The sequence below is a fragment of the Microbulbifer okhotskensis genome, assembly GCF_023895975.1.
Taxonomy (GTDB): Bacteria; Pseudomonadota; Gammaproteobacteria; order Pseudomonadales; family Cellvibrionaceae; genus Microbulbifer; species Microbulbifer okhotskensis.
In genome coordinates, this window is sequence record NZ_JALBWM010000332.1 from 1 (window position 1) to 760 (window position 760).

At 51.8% G+C, this 760-nt stretch carries 1 protein-coding gene; it reads left to right on the top strand.

Features of this window, described 5'->3' with window-relative positions:
* Positions 1 to 52 precede the first annotated feature (52 nt).
* Positions 53 to 760, top strand: a 708-nt coding sequence (locus MO867_RS22375) for an IS30 family transposase (protein WP_252473281.1), incomplete at its 3' end; no start/stop codon positions are given.

A 760-nucleotide genomic window follows, 5' to 3' on the forward strand; every position in this document is an offset into this window, starting at 1 on the left:
GGCCAGCTGGCTGTAGGCTGGTTAGCTTCCACACAAACAAGCCAGGAACCCCATGGGAACCCATACTAGCCAGCTGACCCTGAAAGAACGATACCAGATCGAAGTCCTCAATGGGCAGAACTATTCAGCACGAACCATTGCGCAACAACTCAGTCGTTCAAATAAAACTGTTTCCCGCGAGCTAAACCGCTGTAGCCCTTACAGTGCGGAGAACGCTCACCAACAGATGCTACAGCGACGGCACGGAGCAAGTAAGCACACCAAGTTCGATTTCGCCATGAAAGTACAGATCGACCACCAGCTGAAAAACGCAAGTCCCGAACAAATTGCCGGGCGCATGCGGCTTGAGAAGTGCGATAAAACCGTCAGCTGTTCAACCATTTATCGCTGGGTTAGGCGGCTCAACTGGCGGCCGCGGCTACCGCGAAAAGGCAAGCCTTATCGCAAGCGCACAGGCCCTGAGGCTGGAGTGAAGCTCATACCGGGGCGCATCGATATTGACGAACGTCCAGCGATTGTTAATGACAATACAGAGCTCGGGCACTGGGAGGGAGACACAGTTTATGGTCAAGATGGCTATCTGGTGACTCTGGTTGAGCGAGTTTCCAAATTGTTGCTCACTCGTAGAGTATCAAATAAGAGTAAGAAGACAGTGAGTCGTGCAATTAAGCAGATGCTGAAGCCTTATCAGGCAGTGTGTAAAACCATAACTTTCGACAACGGCGGTGAATTCGCGGGCCATCAGTCGATCGCGCGAAAA